The following is an 18094-nucleotide window of genomic DNA, read 5'->3' as shown; positions in this document are numbered from 1 at the left end:
AGCTGGGACGACCACCGTGCGTCCTCCTCCACCGACCCCGGTGGCTGAGGACGCACGCTGCTCGTCGGAGCTGATCGACGCCGGGGGTGCCGTGGGCCTGGGGGCGGGCGACCCGGGGCTCCCTCGTCGTCTGGCATGATGAGCGGTCGAACACGTCGGCAGGCGGCCCTCTCACCGTCGTCGTCCGTGTCCATCGCACCGCCCAGGCGTATCCCCACGCGTCCTCCGGGCGGGCACCCACGATCTCGTACGAGGAGCACACCACACACCGTGGCCACCAAGATCAAGCTCATGCGTCTCGGCAAGATGCGCGCGCCCTACTACCGCATCGTCGTCGCCGACGCCCGCACCAAGCGGGACGGCCGGTCCATCGAGACCATCGGCAAGTACCACCCCAAGGAGGACCCCTCCTTCATCGAGGTCGACGCCGAGCGCGCCGCCTACTGGCTCGGTGTCGGCGCCCAACCGACCGAGGCCGTCGCCGCCATCCTGCGGGTGACCGGTGACTGGCAGAAGTTCAAGGGCGAGCCGGCTCCGGCCCCCATGCGCGTCGCCGAGCCCAAGCCGGACAAGAAGGCCGCTTACGAGGAGGCCGCCCGCGCTGCCGCCGACGAGCCGGCCGCCGGTGCGACCACCCCGAAGAAGAAGGCCGCTCCCAAGGCCGACGAGAAGCCCGCTGACGACACCGCGCCCGCCGGCGACACCGCCGCCGAGACGCCTGCCGCCGAGTAAGTCGTGCTCGAAGAAGCGCTCGAGCACCTGGTCAAGGGCATCGTCGACAACCCCGACGACGTCGCGGTCGACCTGGTCAACGGTCGTCGTGGCAAGACCCTCGAGGTCCGGGTCGCCCCCGAGGACCTCGGCAAGGTCATCGGCCGCGGCGGACGCACCGCCAAGGCCCTCCGCCAGGTCATGACCGGTGTCGGGGGGCGCGGCCTGCGGGTCGACGTCGTCGACACCGACGGGCGCTGAGCACCACCCCGCGTCCGACGGGCTCCCAGCCTCACAGCGCACCCCCGGACACCGTGGTGGTCGGCCGCATCGGCCGACCCCACGGTGTCCGTGGTGAGGTCACCGTCGACGTGCGCACCGACGACCCGGACCTGCGGTTCGCCGCCGGGACGACGCTGCGGACCGAGCCGGCCGAGCGCGGCCCGCTGACCGTCACCGGCCTGCGCTGGCACTCCGGCACGCTGCTGCTCCGGCTGGCCGGACCCGACGGCGTCGAGCTGACCGACCGCGAGGCCGCCGACGCCGTCCGCAACACCCTGCTCGTGGTCGAGGTCGCCGACCTCCCCGAGCTCGAGGACCCCGACTCCTTCTACGACCACCAGCTGGTCGGTCTCACCGTCCAGCTCACCGACGGCACCGTCGTCGGCACCGTCACCGGGGTGCGGCACGAGGGCACCGAGCTGCTCGTCGTCCGGCGTCCCGGGGCCTCGGAGCTGCTCGTCCCGTTCGTCGCGGCGATCGTGCCGACCGTGGACGTCGCCGCCGGCCACGCGGTGATCACCCCGCCCGAGGGCCTGCTCGAGCTGTGAGCGCCCCCTTCCGGGTCGACGTGGTCACGATCTTCCCCGAGTACCTCGCCCCGCTGGGGCAGTCGCTGCTGGGCAAGGCCGCCGCCCGCGGGCTGGTCTCCGTCGGCGTGCACGACCTGCGCCGGTGGACCGACGACGTGCACCGCACCGTCGACGACTCCCCGTACGGCGGGGGGCCCGGCATGGTCCTGCGCCCCGAGCCGTGGGGCCGCGCGCTGGCCGAGGTGCGCCCCCCGGGCACCCGGCTCGTCGTCCCGACGCCGGCCGGCCGGCCCTTCACCCAGGCCGTCGCCGCGCAGTGGGCCACCGAGCCCGGGCTGGTCTTCGCCTGCGGCCGGTACGAGGGCATCGACCAGCGGGTCGCCGACCGCGCCGCCGACGACGGCCCGGTCTCCGAGGTCTCGATCGGGGATTACGTGCTCGCCGGCGGTGAGTCCGCCGTCCTGGTCATGGTCGAGGCCGTCACCCGGCTGATCCCCGGGGTGGTCGGCAACGCCGAGTCCGTCGAGTTCGACTCGCACGCCGACGGCCTCCTCGAGGGCCCCAGCTACACCCGGCCCGCCTCCTGGGAGGGCCACGACGTGCCGCCCGTGCTGCTGTCCGGCGACCACGCCGCCATCGCCCGCTGGCGGCGGGCCGAGTCGCTGCGCCGGACCGCCGACCGCCGTCCGGACCTGCTGGCCGCGGTGGAGCTGACCCCCGCCGACCGGGCGGCGCTGGACGCCGACGCGTGAGCTGGGTCCGGCCGACCGCCCGGGTGCTCGTGCTCTCCCCGGACCACCGGGTGCTGCTCCTGGGCGCCCGGCTGACCGGCCCGGACACCCCGCCCGGCGACGTGCTGTTCTGGTACACCCCCGGCGGGGGAGTGGAGGACGGGGAGTCCCTGAGGGTCGCCGCGGCCCGGGAGCTCGCCGAGGAGGTCGGACTCGTCGTCGACCCCGCCGTCCTCGAGGGGCCGGTCTGGCTCCGTCGGCACGTCGGGGAGTTCGGCGGTCGCGAGATCGACAGCCGGGAGACGTTCTTCGTGCTCCGGGACGTCGTCCACGAGGTCGACGCCGGCGGCCGGACGGCACTGGAGCTGCTCGGCGACGAGCCGCACCGCTGGTGGTCGGCCGACGAGGTGGCTGCCGGGGACGTCGCCTTCGCCCCGCGGGAGCTCGCCGGCCTGCTGCCCCAGCTGCTCACCGAACCCTGGTCCGGGCCGCCCCGGGTCGTCGACGCCTGAGATCACAGAGCCGGTGCGTCACCGGGATCCCTGCTGTGGCACAGTAGGGGGCTGCTGCCGCCGCTCGGACATCGAGCGCGGCCTCCCGGCAGGACACCCGCCGGGACTGCTGCGCCCACCGCGTGAGCGCAGCCCGAGTACCGACACCGCTAGGACTGAGGACTGCTGCGATGAACACCCTGGACGCCCTCGACGCCGAGTCGTTGCGCAACGACATCCCCGACTTCCGCCCCGGGGACACCGTGAAGGTGCACGTGCGGGTCATCGAGGGCACCCGCTCGCGCATCCAGGTCTTCCAGGGCGCGGTCATCCGTCGCCAGGGTGGCGGCATCCGCGAGACCTTCACCGTGCGCAAGGTCAGCTTCGGCGTCGGCGTGGAGCGCACCTTCCCGGTGCACACCCCCGTGGTCGAGCAGATCGAGGTCCTCACCCGCGGTGACGTCCGCCGGGCGAAGCTGTACTACCTCCGCGACCTGCGCGGCAAGGCCGCCAAGATCAAGGAGAAGCGGGACGTCGTCTCCCGCTGACGCACTCCCCAGCTCCACCAGCACGGCCCGGCTGCGACACGCAGCCGGGCCGTGCTGCGTCTCCGGGGCCTCCGGGCGCGGAACGTACGCTGACGCCGATGAGCACCGACCGGCCCACGGGGCCCGCCGACGCCGACGAGTCCGGCGCCGCCCACCGGGCCGAGGGCGGGGACCAGAGCGGCGATGCCGTGGCCGTCGGCCGCTTCTCCCGCCGGGCCCGACGCCGCGACCGGGACGCCGAGAAGAAGAAGGGCTCGCTCCTGCGAGAGCTGCCCGTGCTCCTGGTCGTGGCCTTCGTGCTCGCGCTGCTGGTGAAGACGTTCCTCGTGCAGGCCTTCTTCATCCCCTCGGGCTCCATGGAGACCACGCTGCACGGCTGCACCGGGTGCACCGGTGACCGCGTGCTGGTGACCAAGCCCCCGTACTGGTTCTCCGACCCGCAGCCCGGGGACATCGTGGTCTTCCAGGGCCCGGACACCTGGACCCCCGAGGTGCAGGTCGCCGAGCCCAGCAACCCGGTCACCTCGGCCCTGCTGTTCCTGGGGCGGGCGATCGGCGTGGCGCCGCCGAGCGAAGACGACTACGTCAAGCGGGTCATCGCCACCGGCGGACAGACCGTGCAGTGCTGCGACGAGCAGGGCCGGATCACCGTGGACGGCGAGCCGCTCGACGAGCCCTACATATACGAGAACACCCCGTTGGAGTCCCGCGCCTTCGGCCCGGTGACCGTGCCCGAGGGCCGGCTGTGGGTGATGGGCGACCACCGGTCGGCCTCGGCGGACTCCCGCGTGCACGTCGGGGACCAGTACGCCGGCACCGTCGCAGTGGACGACGTCATCGGCAAGGCCTCGGTGATCGTCTGGCCGTTGGACCGGATCTCGCTGCTGGACAGCCCGGACATCCAGCCGCAGCAGCAGGCTGCCGGGCCCGCCGTCCAGGGCGTGCAGGCCGACGTCGTCGCCGTGGCCCCGCTGCTGCTGGGGCTGGTCGGGGCCGTCCCGGTCACCGCGGCCCGGCGCCGGCGACGGTCCCGGCGGGCCCGGGCGAGCGGCCCGTCCCGTCGTCCCCCGGGCACCGGCTGGCGGCGCATCCGGCCGGCTCCGCGCACCCGACCCGGTCGTCTCCGGGAGGAATGAGGGGGCGCTGTCCAGCCGACACACCGTGTCGCAGACAGCCTCACCGGACCGTGTCGACATGTCGTTCGGCATGATCTGGGCGCGTCGCGCAAAGTCATGTGCGGAAGTTGTTCAAGTACTTCGTTCACCCGGTCGATGAGAAAGCTGAGAGTCACCGGCTTCGAACGGAGAGTAAGACAATGTCCAGCCCCACGGTCAGCACCACCCGCGGCGTCACCCGCGTGCTCCTCCTCGCTGACGCCCCGGTCCTGCGCCGAGGGCTGATCAGCATGATCAACGAGACGGCCGGCATGCAGGCGGTCGGGACACCGGGGGAGCCCCGCCGGGCCCTGACCCTGGTCGAGTCCGCCCGCCCCGACGCCGTCGTCGTGGAACTGGGTGCCGGCCGGGCCGCCACCCTCAACGCCTGCCGCGACCTGCGTCGCCGCTTCCCCCGCGTCGCCATCGTCGCGCTGGCCACCTCGGAGGACCCGGCGGTCGTCAACGAGGCGCTCGCCGCCGGCGTCCGGGGCTACCTGCTCATGAACACCTCGCCCACCCTGCTCGGCTGGGCCGTGCTCGCCGCCCGTGCCGGCCGCACCGTCGTCGACCCGCAGATCCGCCGCACCGAGGCCGCCTCGGTGCCTGCGGTCAAGGAGCTCACCCCCTCGGTGCCGCTGACGCGCCGGGAGTCCGACGTGCTCGACGAGCTCATCCAGGGCCAGAGCAACCGCGCCATCGGGCGCAACCTGTTCATCAGCGAGGACACCGTGAAGTCCCACGTCAAGGCCATCCTGCGCAAGCTGGGTGCCCGCGACCGGGCCCACGCGGTCTCCCTGGTGCTCTCGGCCCGCAACCCGGGCTGCGCGTGCGGCAGCCACGTCCTCTCCACCGCCGACGTGGACGCACCCGCCGCCGTCTGACCACCTGACCGTGCGCACGGGCCGTCCGCCTCCTCGGCGACCCGCACGCACCCAGTCCACGAGCCGGCCCCGTTCCCCAGGGGCCGGCTCGTGGCACGTCCGGGGTCTGCCCACCGGCTCCTGCCGGCGACGTAGGGTCGGCGGCGATGGCCGCACCGACCGCGACACCCACCCGCCGGAACGCCGCCTCCGACCGCCCCGATGCGCTGTGGTCGATGGAGGGCTCGCTGCGCCGACGCGGGTTCACCACCATCGCCGGGGCCGACGAGGCCGGCCGCGGTGCCTGCGCCGGCCCGCTCGTCGCCGCCGCCTGCGTGCTCCCCGCCGGCCGCCGGGGCAGGGTGCCGGGCCTGGCGGACTCCAAGCTGCTCACCCCGGCCACCCGCGAACGGGTCTACGCCGAGGTCGTCGCCCGCGCGGTCGCCTGGTCGGTGGTCGTCATCGACGTCGCCGAGCTCGACGAGCGGGGGATGCACGTCACCAACATCGAGGCGCTGCGCCGCTCGGTGTCCACGCTGTCGGTGACCCCGGACTACGTGCTCACCGACGGCTTCCCGGTGGCAGGGCTGGCCCAGCCCACCCTCGCGGTGTGGAAGGGCGACCGGGTGGCGGCCTGCGTGGCGGCGGCATCGGTGCTGGCCAAGGTCACCCGGGACCGGATGATGGTCGACCTGCACCACCGGTTCCCCGCCTACGACTTCGACGTCCACAAGGGCTACACCACCGACCTGCACACCGCCGCGCTGGACCGGCACGGGCCCTGCCCCGAGCACCGGTCCCGCTTCGTCAACGTCGCCCGCGCCCGCGACGCGCACGCCGCCCGCGGTGCTGCGGTGCCCGCCGGTGCGGGGATGGACGATGATGGCGCCGTGCCCCCGTCCCCGACGCCCGTGGAGACCCTGCGATGAGCACCGAGGACCTCGAGAAGTACGAGACCGAGATGGAGCTGCAGCTCTATCGCGAGTACAAGGACATCGTCCGCCAGTTCTCCTACGTCGTGGAGACCGAGCGACGGTTCTACCTGGCCAACAGCGTGGACCTGCAGGTCCGTGACGCCGCCGGTGAGGTCTACTTCGAGCTGAAGCTGTCCGACGCCTGGGTGTGGGACATGTACCGCCCGGCCCGGTTCGTCAAGAACGTCCGCGTGGTGACGTTCAAGGACGTCAACGTCGAGGAGCTCGACAAGCCCGACCTCGAGCTGCCCGACACCCCGACCATCACCTGACCCGGAGGAGCACACCGGCGGCCGCCGTGCCCGCCGTCGTCCACACCGGGGGCGGCTGTCCACAGACCTGGTCCGGACACCCCACGCGGTGCCCGGACGGGCGACGGTCGTCGACGTGGCCGCCACCGACTCCCGACCCCCACCCGCCGACACCCGAGCCGGGCTCGGTGCCCTGGGTGAGCAGATCGCGGTCCGCTACCTGACCGACGCCGGGCTCACCGTGCTGGACCGCAACTGGCGGTCCCGGCGCGGTGAGCTCGACGTCGTCGCCCGGGACGGCGACGCGCTGGTCTTCTGCGAGGTCAAGGCCCGCCGCGGCACCGGCTACGGGGTGCCCGCCGCCGCGGTGACGGTCGTGAAGCAGCAACGGCTGCGCCTGCTCGCCCGGGCCTGGCTCGCCGCCCACGACGAGCACGCCCGCGACATCCGGTTCGACGTCGTCGCCGTGCTCGTCACCCGGGGCCGGCCGGCCCGGGTCACCCACCTGCGCGCGGCGTTCTGATGCTGGCACGCACGTGGTCGGTGGGGCTGGCCGGGGTGACCGGGGCGCTCGTCGAGGTCGAGGTGGACCTGGCGTCGGGCCTGCCGGGCGTGGTGCTCGTCGGCCTGCCCGACGCGGTGGTCCGGCAGTCGCTCGACCGGGTCCGGGCCGCGCTGGGCAACACCGGTCACGACTTCCCCCAGCGCCGGGTGACCATCGGCCTGAGCCCGGCGTCGATGCCCAAGCAGGGCAGCGGGTTCGACCTGGCCATCGCGGTCGCCGTGCTGGCCGCGGCCGGCACGGTGCCCGAGGGGGTGGCCGAAGGCCTGGTGTTCCTCGGTGAGCTCGGGCTGGACGGCAGCGTCCGCGGGGTGCGGGGCGTGTTGCCGGCGGTGCTGGCCGCCCGGCGCGCCGGGCACACCCGGGTGGTCGTGGCCCAGGTCAACGCCGACGAGGCGGCGCTGGTGGCCGGGGTCGAGGTCGTCGGCGCCAGCGACCTGGCCGCGGTGCTCGGGCACCTCACCGGGGACCGGCTGCCCCGGCACGTCCGCGGCCCGGGCGACGTCCCGGCACCGGGGCCCGACCTCGCCGACGTCGTGGGCCAGGTGACGGGTCGGCGGGCGGTGGAGGTCGCCGCTGCCGGTGGGCACCACCTGTACCTGTCCGGTCCACCCGGTGCGGGCAAGACCATGCTGGCCGAGCGCCTGCCCGGCCTGCTCCCGCTGCTGGACGAGACCGCCGCGACCGAGGTCACCGCGGTCGCCTCGGTGGCCGGCACCCTGGCTCCCGGCGCCCCGTTGGTCACCCGGCCGCCCTTCGTCGCCCCGCACCACACCGCGTCCGCGGCCTCCCTGGTCGGCGGGGGCTCCGGGCAGATCCGGCCCGGTGCGCTGAGCCGGGCCCACGGCGGGGTGCTGTTCCTCGACGAGGCACCGGAGTTCCCCCGGGTCGTGCTGGACACCCTGCGCCAGCCGCTGGAGCGGGGCTCGGTGACCGTGCACCGGGCACACGGCTCGGCCACCTTCCCCTGCCGGACCCAGCTCGTGCTGGCCGCCAACCCCTGCCCGTGCGCCAGCGCCGCGGGTGACACCGCCTGCACCTGCAGCTCGCTGGAACGCCGCCGCTACCAGTCCCGGCTCTCCGGGCCGCTGCTGGACCGGATCGACCTGCGGGTGGAGCTGCCGGCGGTGCTGCGGGCCGGCTGGCTGGACGCCGACACCGCCGACGAGTCCACCGCGGTCGTGGCGGCCCGGGTGCGTACCGCCCGGGCCGCTGCCGCGGCGCGGATGGCCGGCACCGGGCTCAGCACCACCGGGCAGGTGCCCGGTCGGCTGCTGCGCGAGCGCTGGCCGGTGCCCCGGGCCGCCCTCGCGCTGGCCGAGCGGGCGCTGGAACGCGGCGCCCTGTCGGTCCGGGGCTTCGACCGGGTGACCCGGGTGGCCTGGACGCTCGCCGACCTGGCCGGGCGCACCGTGCCCGGCCCCGACGAGGTGGCCGAGGCACTCGGGCTGCGGCTGCAGCGGGTGGCGGCGTGAGCGTCGACGGTGACGCGGTGCGGGACGTCCGCCGGGCCCGGGCCTGGCTGACCCGGGCCGTCGAGCCCGGCAGCCTCGAGCTCTGGCACTGGGTGGAGCAGGTCGGCCCGGTGGCCGCCGCGACCGCCCTGCACGGGGAGGCCGCGCCGCCCCGGCTGCAGGCGCTGGTCGGCACGCGGGCCGGGGAGGACCGCAGCGGCGCCGACCTCGACCGCGCCGACCGCCTCGGAGCACGGCTGGTGGTCCCCGAGGACGACGAGTGGCCCGCCGACGAGCTGCACTGCCTCACCCTCGCCGCGGCGCAGGGGCACACCGGGGACCGGACCACGGCCCTCGTGCCACCACTGGGCCTCTGGGTACGCGGTGCGGCCCGGCTGGACCTGACGGTGGACCGGGCGGTGGCCCTGGTGGGGTCGCGGGCGAGCACCGCCTACGGCGAGCACGTCGCTGCCGACCTCGCCCACGGGCTCACCGCCCGCGGCTGGACGACGGTTTCCGGCGGGGCGTTCGGCATCGACGCCGCCGCCCACCGGGGCGCCCTGGCCGCCGGCGGCCCCACCGTCGTGGTGCTCGCCTGCGGGGTGGACCGGCCGTACCCGGCCGGGCACGCCACCCTGTTCGACCGGGTCCTGCAGGACGGGCTGCTGGTCAGCGAGTGGCCGCCGGGGTGCGCGCCCCTCCGGCACAGATTGGCTACTCTCAGGCAATGAGCACCCCGACGCCCAGGCGCGCAGCGATCTACGTGCGGATCTCCCGGGCGGTGAAGGGCACCGACAAGGTCGGTGGGCAGCTCGCGGAGTGCCGGGAGCTGGCGGAGCGTCAGGGCTACGAGGTGGTGCCGGGGGCCATCTACGAGGACGACGGGATCTCAGCCACCTCGGGCAAGACCCGGCCGGGGTGGGAGCAGCTCCTCACCGACGTGGAGGCGGGCCAGTACGACGTGCTGCTCGCCGTGGAGGAGTCCCGGTTCCACCGTGGGGTCGGTGACCAGCAGCGGCTGGTGGTGGCCTGCTTGGGAGCCGACGTCACCTGGCACACGGTGCGTGACGGCATCGTGAACCCCGCCGATGCCGCCGGGGAGTTCCTGGCCACCCTGAGGGCCGCCATGGCCCGTCAGGAGGTGCGCCGGAAGTCCGAGCGGCAGGCGTCGGGGATCCGGGCGGCCAGGGAGGCGGGCAAGCTCGTGGGCGGCGGTGTGCGGCCCTTCGGGTACTTAAAGCAGAAGAAGGACCGCACCAAGGCACACCCGGTAGAGGGGCCGGAGGTGACCTGGGCGTACGCACACGTCGTCGCCGGAGGCTCGCTCGGATCAGTCGCCCGGCGGTGGAACGACCGTGGGATCAAGACCTCGCGTGGCAACCGGTGGGGGGCCAGGAACGTCCAGCAGGTGCTGCTGCGGGTGAACAACTGCGGCCGGTACAGCGACGGTCACGGGCGCATCCGTGAGGGCGTCGTGGGCGGCTGGGACGCCCTGGTCGACGTCGAGACCTGGGAGGCGGTGCACGCCCGGCTGCACGACTCCACGCGGCGGCTGGTGCCCCTCAGCGACCCGGTGTGGCTGCTGTCCGGCATCGCGCGCTGCGTCTGCGGGGAGACGATGAGGACGGGCAACATCAAGACAGCCTCAGGTGACCACCCGACCTACCGCTGCAACCTGACCAAGGTCACCGGGGCGCCCGGGCGGCACACCACCGCCCGGTGTCGCGAGCTGGATGCCCTGGTGCGTGATGAGCTGGTGCGGGCAGTCCGGGACGCGGCGACGTCCGCCGTCGGAAACGTCGCGGACGGGTCACCTGCGCGGCTCCAGGCGCTGCTGGAGACCCGGCGGGGTCAGATCCGGGCTCGGCTGGTCGAGCTGGGTGACGACCTGGCCGACGTCGCCATCCCGAGGGCCATGACCCGGGACGCCATCGCGAAGCTGACCGCCGAGCAGGACGACGTGGACACCCAGCTCCGCGACCTGCGAGCGCAGTCGGCGCACGCCTTCCTGGTGGCCGACCTGCACGCCAAGCTGTGGGGCCGGGCCGATGGCCGGGTCTCCCTCATGGACGCGGCCGACGTCACCCGGGTGCTGGGGGAGAGGTTCGACGCTCTGGAGCTGCGTCAGCGGCAGGAGCTGGTGAAGGCTTTCCTGTGGGTCACGGTGCTGCCGGGGCGCACCCCAGACCGGCTCGTGGTCAAGCGGCTGGCGGACCTGCAGCCGGGGGAGACGCCCGAGGTGCTCAGCTACCCCTGAGCGAGACCCACCCCGTGGTTGGCTGACCCCTCATCGCGGACTGGGGGAAGACGTGGCGTCCTTGGAGGCCTTGGAAGCAAGTGTGGTGCGGGTCGATCGAAGAATGGTCGACGGTGCCGATGCGCTTCCTGACGGCGCGTGGAAGCTCGTCAACCGGATGCTCCCCCTGTGGATGCAGCTGGTCGAGTGGACACCTCGCGGCGACCTCGTGCTCGGTACGTCCGAAGAGTGGGCGGACTATCTTTCGCCTGCGCAGATGAGGTCGATTACGGACGTCGCTGTCGTCCGATGGGGCCAGCTGTACGAGGTGGTTGCGGCCGCTGATGGGACGTCCGGCTCGGACTCCGAGCGGATCGCTGTCGCACTGTTAGATCTGGGACGTCAGCTCGCGGGCGTGCTGCACGACGCCTACTCCAGCCTGCCTGATGTTTTTGACTCTGAGCGCCTTCAGGCGGCACGCCTCGGTCTCCTACAGCTACGCGATGCGTTCGACACGGAGCTGCAGCGGCGCTCGATCAGTCAAGCGGCTGCGGAGGTGCAGCAGGTTCGAGACGCCACGCGGGTTAATGCTGGCGAAATCGCGACCGGCGAGCTGGCACAGCACTTCGAGAAGTACCGCTCATCCGAACGCAGACAGGCCGAGATCCTTCGCGTCCTGGCAGGACTCATCATCGTGGGCACTGTCGTCGCTCTGGCCCGCCTCATCCCCGGGGATCGGACCACTGCTGAAGTGATACAACGAGGCGCCTTCTCAGTCCCGCTCTTCGCGGTAGCTGCGTACCTGGCGGCCGAGTCCGCCCGGCACCGCAAGGCCGCCCAGTGGGCGGGGACGCTTCGCGTGCAGCTCCTCACCGTGGACTTGTTCACGAAGCCTCTGGATGCCACCGAGGCGGCATCCGTCCGGATGATCCTGGCCAACCGTGCCTTCGGGGAGGTCCCAATGCTGGCCTCGGGCAACGGGGCCAAGGAAGAGGCTGCGATGCCAGTCAGCGTGCAGGCTGTCTTAGAGCGGTTGCTCGTTGAGATGAAGGCAAGGCCGGAGAAGTAGGCTGCTCGGTCGACTAGCTGGCCCCAGTGAGCGGCTCCCGTCGACTGCGGTGCCCGCTTCGGTCCACCCGGCGGCTGACCTTGAAGCCAAGGTCCCCACGGACCGTGTTCTGGTATCTCCGCCACGCGTCCTCCGGCCAAGTCGGCATAAAGATTTCGACCGGTGGCCGGATGACGTTGGCGAACAGCTGCATGTAGTCGCGCTCTAGCGCCTTGTAGAAGGCCTGGGCCGCGTCGAGTACGTCGAACGGGGCGAACAAGGAAACACGCTGGAAGGCCAAGCGGGCCTCAGTGAAGAAGGGCTCCACGGCCTGGGCCATCTCCGAGGCATTGTCTCGGAGGAGCTTGAAGTGCACTTCGTCCTCGGCGTCGAAGCCCCCGTCTGGTTCCGGGACCAGGCCGTGGGAGGCGGCGATCGCTGCAGGCACCGTGGCCCGGTGCCAGGCGTCGAGGGCATCTAGCAAGGCGACGTAGTGGTCCCGCTTGGTGTCGTCGTGCCGATGACGGAGGTCAACCACCTTGGTGGCTGCCGTGACGAGTCCGGTGAGCCCTGCACCTCCTAGGGCGCTAGCCGTGATGACCAGCCAGTAGGGAAGATCGGGGTCCACTGGGGCATCGTGACCTTAGGCATCGACAGGCCGTGGGGTCTCCGTAGGTGTGTCGACTGACTCGGTACCGTCCGGTCATCGCGTTTACATGGGGTCGGGGGGGGCGGGTAGATGCCGAGACGCGTGCCGAGGTCTCGATCGCAGTCGGCAGTGGATGCGCAGCGTGTGCGGTCGATGCGGGATGTGATTGAGAAGTTCGCGGCCACCATCCACATGATTGAGCAGCACGAGGGTGCCGAGTCCGAGATCGAGGATGCCCTTGAGGAGCTGATGACACGGGCTCCGCTCGTGGAGGCCATCCTGGAGTCTCTGGAGGAGTTGCCCTACAGGGCAGATCCCAGCTCGTGGGGTGGGCACCCGGGTCAGGCCTACCTCGATTACCGGCCGTACTGCATGCGCGCATTCGGCAAGCTCCGGGACCGACAGCTGATCGCGTCGGTCCAGACGCCCGGGCCCACTCTGAGCGCCACGCGACTGCATCCGTGGGTGTGGGACTCGGCGGGGTCCCTGTGGAACAGCGGTCACCATCGACAGGCCGTCAGTGCTGCGGCCGGTGCCATCTCCGCGCAGACCCAGGCACGCTTGAACCGGACCGACATCAACGACCAGCAGCTGATGCAAGACGCGTTCGGCGTCGATGCGCCTGCACCGGGCAAGACTCGACTTCGGGTCGCAGCGGACATGTCGAACAAGTTCGACAAGGGGTTGCAGCAGGGGGCGGGCAACCTGGCCCAGGGGGTGTACGGGTACATCAGAAACCCGGCGACCCACGAGACGGGCGAGTGGGCGGAGCAGGAGGCTCTCGAGAAGTTGACAGCCTTGAGCGTAGTGGCCCGGATCATCGAGGACGCCGAGATCCTCACGACGCCCAGCGGGCCCTCAGTACGCGATCACTAGCCTCAGACATCGTGCGCGATGTGCGGCATTTCCCGCCCACCATGTGGCGTCGCCGCCTGTTCGGCAGCTGCGTGGCTGCTCATGGCCACCCGGGGTCTTCCTGGAGGACAAGCCGGAGGTCTTGCCTGGGCCTGCCGAGGAGCTCAACTACCCCTGAGTGGGACCCACCTCGTGGGAGGCTGCCCCTTCATTGGGGAGCACGGGGGAGTCATGGCGGAGTACGTCCGGGAGATCACTGAGCTCCACCGCAGCATCCGGAAGCTCTGGGAGAGCGTCGCTGTGGGGCCACCTGGCCTCCCCACTGACGCGCCCCTCGAGAGGGTGCTTGATGTCGTGTCAAAGCTTCGTGGCCTCTGGTGGCCGGAAGCCAGCAATGTCACCACGGGCGCGGACCGCAGCGCGTACGTCGCCAAGCGTGTTGACGAGGCGTTGACGGTGGCGGGCGAGGGAGACCGCACCGTCATCCTGTGGCGGGAGTTCTTGAGCCTGATGCGGCAAGAACTCGATCCGGAAAGCCTCGACATCGAGTCCTTCGCCGACGACCTGATCACGTCTGCGCAGGAGTTGGCCAAGGCCACCGCGAACGCTTGGAGCGGTCTCGGGGACGTACCTAACCGGGAAAGATTCTTCGTCGACGCCCAGGCTCTTCTCGACACGGGGCGGCGGATCGCGGAGGAAGAGGACCTTCGACGCGTCGCAGCTCGGGTGCGGGTGAAGGAGACCACCTTGGACGCCGCCGTTGAGGCGGCCCAGGCCACGCTGGAGACGCAGCGCGAGGCTGCTGGCGTGTCTGGCTCGCTTGGGCTGGCGACCCATTTCTCAGAGCTGGCTAAGAACGAGTCCAAGCGCGCCGACCTGTTCCTGGGGGCGGCCATCGCTGTTGTCGTCGCGTTCATCGTGATCGTCGCCTTCTTCGTGCCGCACACCGACGTCGCGGTCACCGAGCTGATCTCGCGCGCGATCATCGCGCTCCCCGGCTTCGGGCTGGCTGCGTACTTGGCCCGTGAGGGCGGGCGCCACCGGCACGTGGCGCAGTGGGCCAAGTCGCTGGAGGTCCAGCTCAAGACCGTGGACGCCTTCGCGGCGCCGATGACGACGGCCGACGTCTCCGAGGTGCGCAAGGCGTTCGCGTCCCGGGCCTTCGGGGCCGTGCCGGCCATCCCGGGTCGGCAGTCGGGTAGCGACTCCCCGGCGCCGGTCGACCTCCAGGCGATCATCGAGCGGTTGATCACTGAGCTGCGGGTGAAGGGTTGACGCAGGTCAATCCGTTCGTCTTGACAGGCTCTGCATCATCTTGTTCATGCGTATGCGTGTAATCAGGGCTGGGCAGACACCCCGCGCCTAAGGAGGCGTGGGGACCTGTCGCAAGGAGCCCCACATGAGCACACAGCAGCACAAGAACGGGTACTTCGAGATCCCCGAGGGAGCCTTCCCCGGGCTGGTCAGGTTGATCCGGCGTCGAAACAAGGAGATCGCAGACGCGCAGCGTCTCGCACGGTTGCGCCGTCTGGCGCGCAAGCAGGGCCTGCGCATCGTGACCTCCCGCTGGGAGCCCAACAAGGGCACGTACGGCGTCGTGGATGTGTCGGGGGCCTGGGTCCTCTACCGCGAAGCCGGTGACGACGAGAACTTCGTCGGCTGCGGCCTCACGCTCGCCGGTGTCGAGCGCGGTCTCAAGCGGCTCGCCAAGGGCTGACCGGACACGGACCGCCCCGGGCTACTGGCTCGGGGCGGTTCCCTCGTCGGTCTTACGTCCGAGGCACGTGTCGATGGTCTCGCCGACGGCGTTGTAGATGGCGGTCAGCTTGAAGTAGGGGACGGCTCGGCCCAGGTGGTCGGTGAACTGCACGATCATGGGCCAGTTGATGAGGACCACCCAGTCGCCCTGGGGCGCAGGGCCGACGAACCGATAGCGGGTCTGTTCGGTCCCCGGCACCAGGGCCTCGAACGGCTCCCGGCTCCAGATGATCTCCACCGGGGTGGGCGGGCTGACCCGCAGCACCTTCTGGTCGACGGGTGCCGAGTAGGCAACGGCGGTGTGCAACATCGCGTGCTTGTCAGCGTTGTTGACCCGGCTCAGGATCGCCAACAGGTTGTCCTCGGGGTCGGCCACTGACGTGTCGTTGAAGGGCTGGAGTTGCTCGATCGCGTCGTAGTCGGCCTGGCTGACGTTGGCCAACGGGCCCTCGCCGAGCGAGTGGCGCTTGATGACGTTCTTCTTCCAGTCCGCTCGCCTCGTGTAGATCGGGAAGGCGTTGTCCTTGATGGGCTGCCCACCGTTGCGCAGGACCAGGACGGTCACCAGGTTGTCTAGGGCCGACCGGGCGCAGTGTGCGAAGTCGCCCAGGAGGAGACCCATCTCGGGGTAGGGCTCCTGGGTGGGTGCGTAGATGGCGGAGTACGTGCCGTCCCCGTTGATCTGGGGTGGAGACGCGCTTCCTGTTTCCACCACGCGGCCGATCTCCTTGAGCAGGATGTCGAGCACGTTGCGCCCGTGGCCGAGCTTGAGCCAGACGCCGGTGAGCACGGTGTTGGGGTCGATCGCAGGGGTGGTCATGGGGGCATCGTGGCCCGGGAGTCCGACAGTCCAAGGGGTGTGCGGGGTCGGCGAGTCGTACGGCTCGGTACCGTCCGGTCTTCGTGTTCGGCGAGCGGGGGAGCAGCCATGGCGGGGATCAAGGTCGAGTGGGCTATCGGGGAGTTGGATGAGTTCCTGCGGCTGACCGAGCTTCACCGGCCAGCCGCGACACCCGGCATCGTGAACCTGACGGCCCATCTCTACACCCGGGGGCCGCAAGCCCCGATGGTGGAGCAGGCCCAGGTCGTCGAGCAGATCTTGGATCGGGTTCTCCCCAGGTGGCGGGTCGATGTGCCCTCGGACGACAACAAGACCGTCAATCGTTGGATCCAGCACCGCGAGGCTGCACAGCGCGCTCAGGCTGTCTTGCGCCGTCAGGACGAGGTGCGGGCCAACCTGGGTGACGACGCCCCGGATCTCTCGGCGGCCAGCATGCACTCCTGGGTGTGGGACGGCGCCCGCTCCCTCTGGAGCACCGGGCACTACCGGGACGCGGTCGGGGCCGCCGGGAAGCGGGTCAACGCTGAGATGCAGAACAAGGTCGGGCGGACCGACATCCAGGACTCGACGTTGGTGCAGTCCGCGTTCTCACCGAAGGCTGGCAGCGCTGCTGAGCCGCGCTTGCGTGTGCCTCCCAACGACGGGACTCCGACCGCCGAGAGCATCCAGCGGGGCGCGCACCTGCTGGCTCAAGGGTGGTTCTCAGCCGTCCGGAACCCGGTCGCCCACGTAGAGGGTGAGCTGACCGAAGCCGAGGCCCTGGAGCAGCTTGCGGCCTTGAGCATGGTCGCCCGCTGGGCCGACGCAGCCACCGTGGAGCGCTGAGGCCCCGGTCGGGCCGTTGTCAGGGCTCTACGTAGGCCCTCGGGGCCTACGCGGGGGTCTTGGTGGTGTCGAGCACCCGGTAGATGGTCGCCCGGCTGGCGCCGACGGCCTTGCTGATCTCTGAGATCGTCACGCCGCTGTTGCGCATGAGCTGGGCGGTCTTGACCTGCTCGGGGGTGAGAGCCCGAGGGCGGCCGGTGTGCTGACCCCGGGCTGCCGCTGCTGTCCGGGCGGCTGCCGCGCGCTCGTTGGTGAGCTTGCGCTCGTACTCGGCCAGGGCCGAGAAGATCTGGGCGATGAGCGTGCCGGTGATGGTGGAGAAGTCCACGTTCTCGCGCAGCGACTTGAGCGTGATGCCCGCAGCCTGCATCTGATCGATGGTCTGGATCATCGAGCCAAGCGAGCGGCCCAGCCGGTCCAGGGCAACCACGACCACGGTGTCCCCGTCCCGGGCGTAGTCGAGCATCGCGAGGAGCCCCGGGCGGTCGTCGACCTTGCCGGACATCTTGTCCTCGAAGAACTTCTCGACCCCGGCGGCCTCCAGCGCGTCCCGCTGCTGGTCGAGCGACTGCCGGTCGGTGCTGACTCTGAGGTACCCCAAGGTGGCCATAGGGCAAGCGTCTCACAAGTCGGCGAGCTATGAGCTTCTGAGACGCATTCTTTTGGAACAAGTTTTGAGACGCTATTGGGGCGTCATCTAGGCCCTTGCAGGGGTCTAAGGGTGAGGTGTCCACTGTCCTGGCTTTGGACAAGATCAACTACGAGTCCAGTGCCGCCCTGACGGGGGACACGGTCGCCCCGGTCGTTGACAGCGTGGTTGCGTTCCGAGACTGTGCGCGGCATGAACGGGGATGTCGCCATGGACGTGCGCGCTGAGCAGCGGGCGGTCTCCGCGCTGATCTTGGCGCTGCTGACCCTGGGGGTGGCTGCTGTGCACTTCGGGTGGTGGCTGTTCACCAACGACTGGAACTTCACTGTGTTGATCGGGTGTGCGGTCCTGGGTGGCATCGCGGTATCGATCGGTGACGCTGTTCGGGATCGAGCACCCAGCAAGGGGCAGGCCGGGGCGTTGCTCGCGATCGTGGCGCTGACCATCACCGTGGTGCACCTGCTGTCCCTGATCGGGTCGGCCTTCTAGTTCGACGTCTGGGCTACCGCGTCCAGGGCGGTGACAGCACCCTCCAGCCGGTGGCGCTCGGCCCTCGTCGCCGTGATCTCGCCATGATCGACGGCGTTAAGCAGCTTGCGCAGCGTGTCGGCCACGGCGGCCGGGTCGACGTTGTCCTCGTCGGTCGTCACGACGTCGATGCTCCCTCTGCTCGCTGCGACGC

The 18094-nt window shown here is 71.2% G+C and carries 24 protein-coding genes; 20 read left to right on the top strand and 4 right to left on the bottom strand.

Features of this window, described 5'->3' with window-relative positions; genetic code table 11:
* Positions 1-270 precede the first annotated feature (270 nt).
* The 15 genes from rpsP (at position 271) to ASG36_RS14675 (ending at position 11856) form a co-directional block, all read left to right on the top strand.
* Positions 271-732, top strand: coding sequence for a 30S ribosomal protein S16 (gene rpsP / locus ASG36_RS14745; RefSeq protein WP_055765437.1), 462 nt, complete (start codon positions 271-273; stop codon positions 730-732).
* A 3-nt stretch (positions 733-735) separates the two neighbouring features.
* On the top strand, positions 736-972 hold the full coding sequence (locus ASG36_RS14740) for an RNA-binding protein (protein WP_055765433.1): 237 nt from the start codon (positions 736-738) through the stop codon (positions 970-972).
* Positions 973-1025: 53 nt separating this feature from the next.
* On the top strand, positions 1026-1541 hold the full coding sequence (gene rimM / locus ASG36_RS14735; protein ID WP_055765430.1) for a ribosome maturation factor RimM: 516 nt from the start codon (positions 1026-1028) through the stop codon (positions 1539-1541).
* A complete protein-coding gene (trmD, locus tag ASG36_RS14730) occupies positions 1538-2275 on the top strand; it encodes a tRNA (guanosine(37)-N1)-methyltransferase TrmD (protein ID WP_055765426.1) in 738 nt (245 codons plus the stop codon). Before rimM ends, trmD begins: the two co-directional genes overlap by 4 nt.
* Complete coding sequence (locus ASG36_RS14725) at positions 2272-2766, top strand: NUDIX hydrolase (protein ID WP_055765422.1); 495 nt, start codon at positions 2272-2274, stop codon at positions 2764-2766. The genes trmD and ASG36_RS14725 overlap by 4 nt, the downstream gene beginning before the upstream one ends.
* Before the next feature lie 170 nt (positions 2767-2936).
* Complete coding sequence (gene rplS / locus ASG36_RS14720) at positions 2937-3293, top strand: 50S ribosomal protein L19 (RefSeq protein WP_055765419.1); 357 nt, start codon at positions 2937-2939, stop codon at positions 3291-3293.
* A 98-nt stretch (positions 3294-3391) separates the two neighbouring features.
* Complete coding sequence (lepB, locus tag ASG36_RS14715) at positions 3392-4429, top strand: signal peptidase I (protein WP_055765415.1); 1038 nt, start codon at positions 3392-3394, stop codon at positions 4427-4429.
* A 179-nt stretch (positions 4430-4608) separates the two neighbouring features.
* Positions 4609-5331, top strand: coding sequence for a response regulator transcription factor (locus ASG36_RS14710; protein WP_055765412.1), 723 nt, complete (start codon positions 4609-4611; stop codon positions 5329-5331).
* A gap of 146 nt (positions 5332-5477) precedes the next feature.
* The gene (locus ASG36_RS14705; RefSeq protein WP_055765409.1) at positions 5478-6239 is read left to right on the top strand and encodes a ribonuclease HII; all 762 of its coding nucleotides are present in this window, start codon (positions 5478-5480) and stop codon (positions 6237-6239) included.
* Positions 6236-6556, top strand: coding sequence for a DUF2469 domain-containing protein (locus tag ASG36_RS14700; protein ID WP_055765407.1), 321 nt, complete (start codon positions 6236-6238; stop codon positions 6554-6556). The genes ASG36_RS14705 and ASG36_RS14700 overlap by 4 nt, the downstream gene beginning before the upstream one ends.
* A gap of 115 nt (positions 6557-6671) precedes the next feature.
* Complete coding sequence (locus tag ASG36_RS14695; protein WP_055766223.1) at positions 6672-7058, top strand: YraN family protein; 387 nt, start codon at positions 6672-6674, stop codon at positions 7056-7058.
* Entirely contained in the window at positions 7058-8572 is a 1515-nt protein-coding gene (locus ASG36_RS14690) for a YifB family Mg chelatase-like AAA ATPase (protein WP_055765404.1), read from the top strand. The genes ASG36_RS14695 and ASG36_RS14690 overlap by 1 nt, the downstream gene beginning before the upstream one ends.
* Entirely contained in the window at positions 8569-9282 is a 714-nt protein-coding gene (locus ASG36_RS14685) for a DNA-processing protein DprA (protein WP_055765401.1), read from the top strand. The genes ASG36_RS14690 and ASG36_RS14685 overlap by 4 nt, the downstream gene beginning before the upstream one ends.
* Positions 9279-10808, top strand: a complete 1530-nt coding sequence (locus ASG36_RS14680) for a recombinase family protein (protein ID WP_082523167.1) — start codon at positions 9279-9281, stop codon at positions 10806-10808. The genes ASG36_RS14685 and ASG36_RS14680 overlap by 4 nt, the downstream gene beginning before the upstream one ends.
* A gap of 52 nt (positions 10809-10860) precedes the next feature.
* A complete protein-coding gene (locus ASG36_RS14675) occupies positions 10861-11856 on the top strand; it encodes a hypothetical protein (RefSeq protein ID WP_157498836.1) in 996 nt (331 codons plus the stop codon).
* A gap of 13 nt (positions 11857-11869) precedes the next feature.
* Here ASG36_RS14675 and ASG36_RS14670 read toward each other — a convergent pair whose 3' ends face one another.
* On the bottom strand, positions 11870-12463 hold the full coding sequence (locus ASG36_RS14670) for a hypothetical protein (protein ID WP_055765392.1): 594 nt from the start codon (positions 12461-12463) through the stop codon (positions 11870-11872).
* Between the two features lie 183 nt (positions 12464-12646).
* Here ASG36_RS14670 and ASG36_RS14665 point away from each other — a divergent pair, with 183 nt between their 5' ends.
* From ASG36_RS14665 to ASG36_RS14655, 3 genes are all read left to right on the top strand, one after another.
* The gene (locus tag ASG36_RS14665; protein ID WP_162245198.1) at positions 12647-13360 is read left to right on the top strand and encodes a TIGR02391 family protein; all 714 of its coding nucleotides are present in this window, start codon (positions 12647-12649) and stop codon (positions 13358-13360) included.
* A gap of 210 nt (positions 13361-13570) precedes the next feature.
* Positions 13571-14614, top strand: coding sequence for a hypothetical protein (locus tag ASG36_RS14660; RefSeq protein WP_157498835.1), 1044 nt, complete (start codon positions 13571-13573; stop codon positions 14612-14614).
* Positions 14615-14738: 124 nt separating this feature from the next.
* The gene (locus ASG36_RS14655) at positions 14739-15056 is read left to right on the top strand and encodes a hypothetical protein (protein WP_055765382.1); all 318 of its coding nucleotides are present in this window, start codon (positions 14739-14741) and stop codon (positions 15054-15056) included.
* Positions 15057-15077: 21 nt separating this feature from the next.
* On the opposite strand, the gene ASG36_RS14650 is transcribed toward ASG36_RS14655, so the two are convergent.
* On the bottom strand, positions 15078-15917 hold the full coding sequence (locus tag ASG36_RS14650) for a hypothetical protein (protein ID WP_055765379.1): 840 nt from the start codon (positions 15915-15917) through the stop codon (positions 15078-15080).
* A gap of 108 nt (positions 15918-16025) precedes the next feature.
* Here ASG36_RS14650 and ASG36_RS14645 point away from each other — a divergent pair, with 108 nt between their 5' ends.
* Positions 16026-16763 carry a TIGR02391 family protein gene (locus ASG36_RS14645; RefSeq protein ID WP_055765374.1) on the top strand — a complete coding sequence of 246 codons (738 nt, stop codon included), beginning with the start codon at positions 16026-16028 and terminating at the stop codon, positions 16761-16763.
* A 46-nt stretch (positions 16764-16809) separates the two neighbouring features.
* Here ASG36_RS14645 and ASG36_RS14640 read toward each other — a convergent pair whose 3' ends face one another.
* Positions 16810-17373, bottom strand: coding sequence for a recombinase family protein (locus ASG36_RS14640; RefSeq protein ID WP_055765372.1), 564 nt, complete (start codon positions 17371-17373; stop codon positions 16810-16812).
* Between the two features lie 249 nt (positions 17374-17622).
* On the opposite strand from ASG36_RS14640, the gene ASG36_RS14635 reads away from it, so the two are divergent.
* On the top strand, positions 17623-17901 hold the full coding sequence (locus tag ASG36_RS14635; protein ID WP_157498834.1) for a hypothetical protein: 279 nt from the start codon (positions 17623-17625) through the stop codon (positions 17899-17901).
* On the opposite strand, the gene ASG36_RS22360 is transcribed toward ASG36_RS14635, so the two are convergent.
* A complete protein-coding gene (locus tag ASG36_RS22360; protein WP_200944508.1) occupies positions 17898-18062 on the bottom strand; it encodes a hypothetical protein in 165 nt (54 codons plus the stop codon). The genes ASG36_RS14635 and ASG36_RS22360 overlap by 4 nt on opposite strands.
* Positions 18063-18094: the final 32 nt, after the last annotated feature.

It is taken from the genome of Geodermatophilus sp. Leaf369 (genome assembly GCF_001424455.1).
GTDB lineage: Bacteria > Actinomycetota > Actinomycetes > Mycobacteriales > Geodermatophilaceae > Klenkia.
The sequence above is the reverse complement of the archived record's forward strand: the minus strand, read 5'-3'. Positions and strand labels throughout refer to the sequence as shown.